Below are 4,704 nucleotides of genomic sequence, written 5' to 3'. Positions count from 1 at the left end.
GATCTACCCGCGGCGGGAGCGCGGGCCGCGACCGGCGCGCCGTCAGCCGCGGCGGCGGGAGCGGAGGAGGGCGAGGAGGGCCAGGGCCGCGACGGCACCGGCGCCGAGGGCCGTGCCGCGGCCGCCGGAGAGCGCGCCGTCGTCGTCGCCGGTGTCCTCGGTGCCGCCGGCCTCCGCGGCGCCCGCACCGTCGGCGAGCTGCTCGCCGCAGCCGGACCGGGGATAGCCGGCGACGGCGCACAGCAGCCCGTCGGAGTTGTAGCGCAGCGGCTTCGCCGTGGCGGCGAGCGCGTCGGCGGCCGTGCCGTCCTCCGCGATGCGGGCGCACTCGGTGCGGCGTGCGGGCGGTTGCGCCCCGGACGGGGCGTCGGCCGCCGTGCCGAAGTCGAGGACCAGGGCCACCCGCCGGGTGCCCTGCCGCGCCGGGGTGTCCGCGCAGATCGCGCCGAAGTCGGTGGTGCCGCGCGGCCGCCGGGTGCCGGAGGTGTCCCCGCTGACCACGAACCGGAGACCGAGCACGTCGCCGTCCCCGGGCCGGTGGGTCGCCGGGCCGACGGTGGCGTACGTCCAGGCGTCCTGCTGCCGCTCCCAGAACGACCAGTAGCGGTAGGCGTCCGCCTGCGCGGGTGTGGCCGCCGCCCCGCAGAGCAGGGCCCCGAGCGCGGTACCGGCGAGCAGGCGCGGGGCCGCGGCCCTCACAGGCCCTGCCGCTTCCGGCGCCCGCTGAGCAGGACGCCGATCCCGGCGCCGCCCGCGAGGCCCGCGACCACCATCGAGACCAGGGTGACGGTGCCGCCGTCGTCCTCGCCGTCCTCGGCGGCGCCGTCCTGTCCACCGCCCCCGGTGCCGTCCGCGGTGCCCGCCGCGCCGTCGTCGGCGGCCGGCTCCGGGCCGGTGGCGTTCAGCCGCCGCACCAGGTCGGCGCCGCCGAAGTCGCGCGGGTCGGCGCCGAGTGCGTGGGCCGCCAGGACGAGCTGGCCGAGCGCGGCCGGGTCGTCCGCGGACTTCTCCCAGTCGCCGAGGTGCTGCTCCAGCCAGTCGAGCGCCGTGCCGGCCGGGCCGGTGTACCCTCCGGCGGCCAGCGCGAGGACCGCGTCCGCGGTGTTGCCGTAGTCCGGCTGCTTCTCGGCCCCGGGCATCGCCGACTGCAGATGGCCGCCGTGGCTGTCCAGCTCCCGGGCGAGCCGGGCGGAGCCGAGCTCGGCGGCGTACGCGCGGCGCCCCTCCTCGGTCGGGGTGGCGTCGCCCCACTCGCAGTCCGCCTCGGCACCCGGCTTCCCGGCGTCCTTCGCCGGCTTCTCGACGACGAAGTCCTCGCCCTGTGCGGCCAGCACGGCGGCGGCCGTGGCGTCGTCGTTCGGGGCCAGCGCGCCCTTCTCGTCCGGCTGGTAGGCGAACGCCCCGCGCTCGGCGGGCTTCCGGTCGCAGCCGATCTGGAGGCCGAGCAGCGCGTCGTAGGGGGACGCGCCCTTCCGTTCCGTCTTCGCCGGGTCCCGGCCGGCCGCGGAGAGCGCGCCGATCACCACCGAGACGGAGTTCGCGTCGGTGGGACTGCCGGGGTTGTACCCCCAGCCGCCGTCCGCGTTCTGCACCGAGGTCAGCCATTCCACGGACCGGCGGACCTCCGCGCCGTGGCCGCCGAGCGCGGCCAGCGCCTGGACGGCCACCGCGGTGGCGTTGGTGTCGGCCTTGGTCTTCCGGTCGCAGTCCTGCTCCGGGTCCGGGCGGTACGCGGCGAAGGAGCCGTCGGCGCACTGCTGCTCCGCCAGCCAGTCCACGGCCTTCCGTACCGGGGTGACCCCCGCGGCGTCCTGCGCCACCAGGGCCAGCGACTGCCGCCACACCCCGTCGTACCGGGGGTCGCCCGTGCCGTACAGGCCCGGGTCCCCGGCTGCGGGGGCGCCCGGGGACGCGGAGGCGAACGGCGCGGCGGCCGCGCAGAGTGCGGTCGTGGCGGCGACGGCCGCCGCACAGCGGCGCAGGAACATCACGGGTGCCTTTCGGTCAGTGGCGACCGGGCGCCCGGTGCGCGGGCCTTCCGTGCGGCGCGCGGGTTGCGCGGCCGCGTCCGGGAGACCGTGCGCGGTTCGTCGGGTCGGTGCCGGCGTGCCGCCGGCCACCCCCGGTCGGAGGCGTTCATGCGCGCCCACTCTAACGGGGGGTCCACGAGTGTCCGCACCGCCCCGGTACGGGGCGATGAGGGGGTTTCGCCGGGGTGGTCCGGCTTCTCCGCGCCGGCCGTCCGTCCCGTCCCGCCGTACGGCCTGCCGCCCGTCCCGCCGTACGGCCCGGCCACTTCGCAGGCCCACCGGACCCGGCCCACGTACGCCGGTCGCGGTAACCCGTTCTAGCCGGTGCCGGGCGTGTGCCGGGCACCGGGCGGCACCGTGTCGATCAGGGTGCACACGGTCTCGATGTCGACCGCGACCTGCGCGATCGACGCCCGCCCGGAGAGCCAGGTGACCAGTGCCGAGTGCCAGGTGTGCTCGATGACGCGCACCACGGAGAGCTGCCGCGGCGTGGGTGCGGTCCGCAGTCCCATCGCCTCCAGGACGATCGCCGTGGTGAGCCGGGAGACGGCGTCCACCTCCGCGCTCACCGAACGGTCCGCGAAGGTGAGCGCCCGCACCATGGCGTCGGCGAGCTGCGGCTCCCGCTGGAGCGCGCGGAAGGCGCGCATCAGGGTGGCGGCGACCCGGGCGGCCGGCTCCGGCCCGGCCGGCGGGCGCCGGTGCAGCGTCTCGTGCAGCCGCCGGAGCTGGTCCTCCATCACCGCGACCAGCAGGTGGACCTTGGACGGGAAGTAGCGGTAGAGGGTGCCGAGGGCGACCCGGGACTGCTCGGCGACCTCCCGCATCTGCACCGCGTCGAAGCCGCCGCGCCGGGCGAGCTGTGCCGCCGCGTCCAGGATGCGCCGTCGCCGCGCCTCCTGGCGTTCGGTGAGCGGCGCCTCGCCGGGGCCCCTGGCGACGTCCCGCGGTCCGGGCGGGCGCCGGGCGCGGGACGGCTCGGAGCGTGGCGTCATCGGTGGCGTTCCTCCCGTTCTGCGGAGTCCGGGCGCCGCGGGGGGCACCGTGCGCTGCGGCGACCGGCGGGTGCCGTACCGCACAGCGTGGCGCGGGCGGTTGGCCGCGCCGCACCACTCCCGGCGGGTGGTGTGTGCCACCACCGCCGGGCGGGTGGTGCGAATCACCCCGCACGGCCTCCTGCGCCCAAGTGACCGGCCGGTAGATTCTTGGTGCGTCCTCAGGCAAGATCGGTTTCCGTCCTGGAACGTGTTCTAGATTATCGTGGGCGACTACGCTCCGCCGGAGCGCTGGGAGAAGGGGGTCGCGAGTGACCGCAGAGGCCGCACGGGACACCGGCCCCCACGCCGGGAGCGAGGCCGCCGCCGGAGACCGGCCGCTGCGCATCGCGCTGCTCTCCTACAAGGGGAACCCGTTCTGCGGCGGGCAGGGCGTCTACGTCCGGCACCTCTCCCGCGAGCTGGCCCGGCTCGGCCACCGGGTCGAGGTGATCGGCGCCCAGCCCTACCCGGTCCTCGACGAGGGCGTCACCCTCACCGAACTGCCCAGCCTCGACCTCTACCGGCAGCCGGACCCCTTCCGCACCCCGCGGCCCGGCGAGTACCGGGACTGGATCGACCTGCTGGAGGTGGGGACGATGTGGACCGGCGGCTTCCCGGAGCCGCTGACCTTCTCCCTGCGCGCCCGCCGCCATCTGGCCGCCCGCCGCGGCGACTTCGACGTCGTGCACGACAACCAGACGCTCGGTTACGGCCTGCTCGGCCTGGAGCGGCTCGGCTTCCCGCTGGTGACCACCGTGCACCACCCCGTCACCGTCGACCGCCGGCTGGAGCTGGAGGCCGCCCCCACCCGGCGCAAGCGGCTCTCCGTGCGCCGCTGGTACGCCTTCACCCGCATGCAGCGGCGGGTGGCCCGGCGGTTGCCGGAGGTGCTCACCGTCTCCGGCTCCTCCCGGCGGGAGATCGGCGAGGACCTGGGGGTGGCGCACGAGCGTATCCGGGTGGTGCCCATCGGGGCCGACACCGAGCTGTTCGCACCCGATCCCGCGGTCCCCGAGGTGCCGGGCCGCATCGTGACCACCTCCAGCGCGGACGTCCCGCTCAAGGGCCTGGTGTACCTGATCGAGGCGCTGGCCGCGGTGCGCGCCGGGAACCCGGAGGCGCATCTCGTGGTGGTCGGCAGGCGTCCCGAGGAGGGCCCGGTCGCCGACGCCCTGGAGCGCCACGGGCTGCGGCACGCGGTGGAGTTCGTCAAGGGCGTCAGCGACACCGAGCTGGCCGGCCTGGTGCGCAGCGCCCGGGTCGCCTGTGTGCCCTCCCTCTACGAGGGGTTCTCGCTGCCGGCCGCCGAGGCCATGGCCACCGGCACGCCGCTGGTCGCCACCACGGGTGGCGCCATCCCCGAGGTGGCCGGAGCCGACGGGGAGACCTGCCTGGCCGTGCCACCCGGCGACGCGCAGGCGCTGGCCGCCGCCCTCACCCGGCTCCTCCGCGACCCCGGGCTGCGGGCCCGGCTGGGCGCCGCGGGACGGGAACGGGTGCTGCGCCGGTTCACCTGGGAGCAGGCGGCGCGCGGCACCGCCGAGCGCTACCGCGCGGCCATCGCCGCCCGCGCCGCCGGGGCCGGTGGCCGGCCGGCATGCGGCAGCCTCCGTACCCGCCCCCGGCCCGCCAGCGGC

At 77.2% G+C, this 4,704-nt stretch carries 4 protein-coding genes; 1 reads left to right on the top strand and 3 read right to left on the bottom strand.

Features of this window, described 5'->3' with window-relative positions:
* Positions 1–42: 42 nt before the first annotated feature.
* The 3 genes from HOY81_RS26745 to HOY81_RS26735 form a co-directional block, all read right to left on the bottom strand.
* On the bottom strand, positions 43–699 hold the full coding sequence (locus HOY81_RS26745; RefSeq protein WP_237323290.1) for an SCO2322 family protein: 657 nt from the start codon (positions 697–699) through the stop codon (positions 43–45).
* The gene (locus HOY81_RS26740; protein WP_237323289.1) at positions 696–1,988 is read right to left on the bottom strand and encodes a prenyltransferase/squalene oxidase repeat-containing protein; all 1,293 of its coding nucleotides are present in this window, start codon (positions 1,986–1,988) and stop codon (positions 696–698) included. Before HOY81_RS26740 ends, HOY81_RS26745 begins: the two co-directional genes overlap by 4 nt.
* Before the next feature lie 359 nt (positions 1,989–2,347).
* A complete protein-coding gene (locus HOY81_RS26735) occupies positions 2,348–3,025 on the bottom strand; it encodes a TetR family transcriptional regulator (RefSeq protein ID WP_237323288.1) in 678 nt (225 codons plus the stop codon).
* 311 nt (positions 3,026–3,336) lie between these two features.
* Between HOY81_RS26735 and HOY81_RS26730 the strand changes: the two genes are divergently transcribed.
* A partial coding sequence (locus tag HOY81_RS26730) for a glycosyltransferase family 4 protein (protein WP_237323287.1) occupies positions 3,337–4,704 on the top strand: 1,368 nt, incomplete at its 3' end.

It is taken from the genome of Streptomyces sp. JJ36 (assembly GCF_021696945.1).
GTDB lineage: Bacteria > Actinomycetota > Actinomycetes > Streptomycetales > Streptomycetaceae > Streptomyces.
The sequence above is the reverse complement of the archived record's forward strand: the minus strand, read 5'-3'. Positions and strand labels throughout refer to the sequence as shown.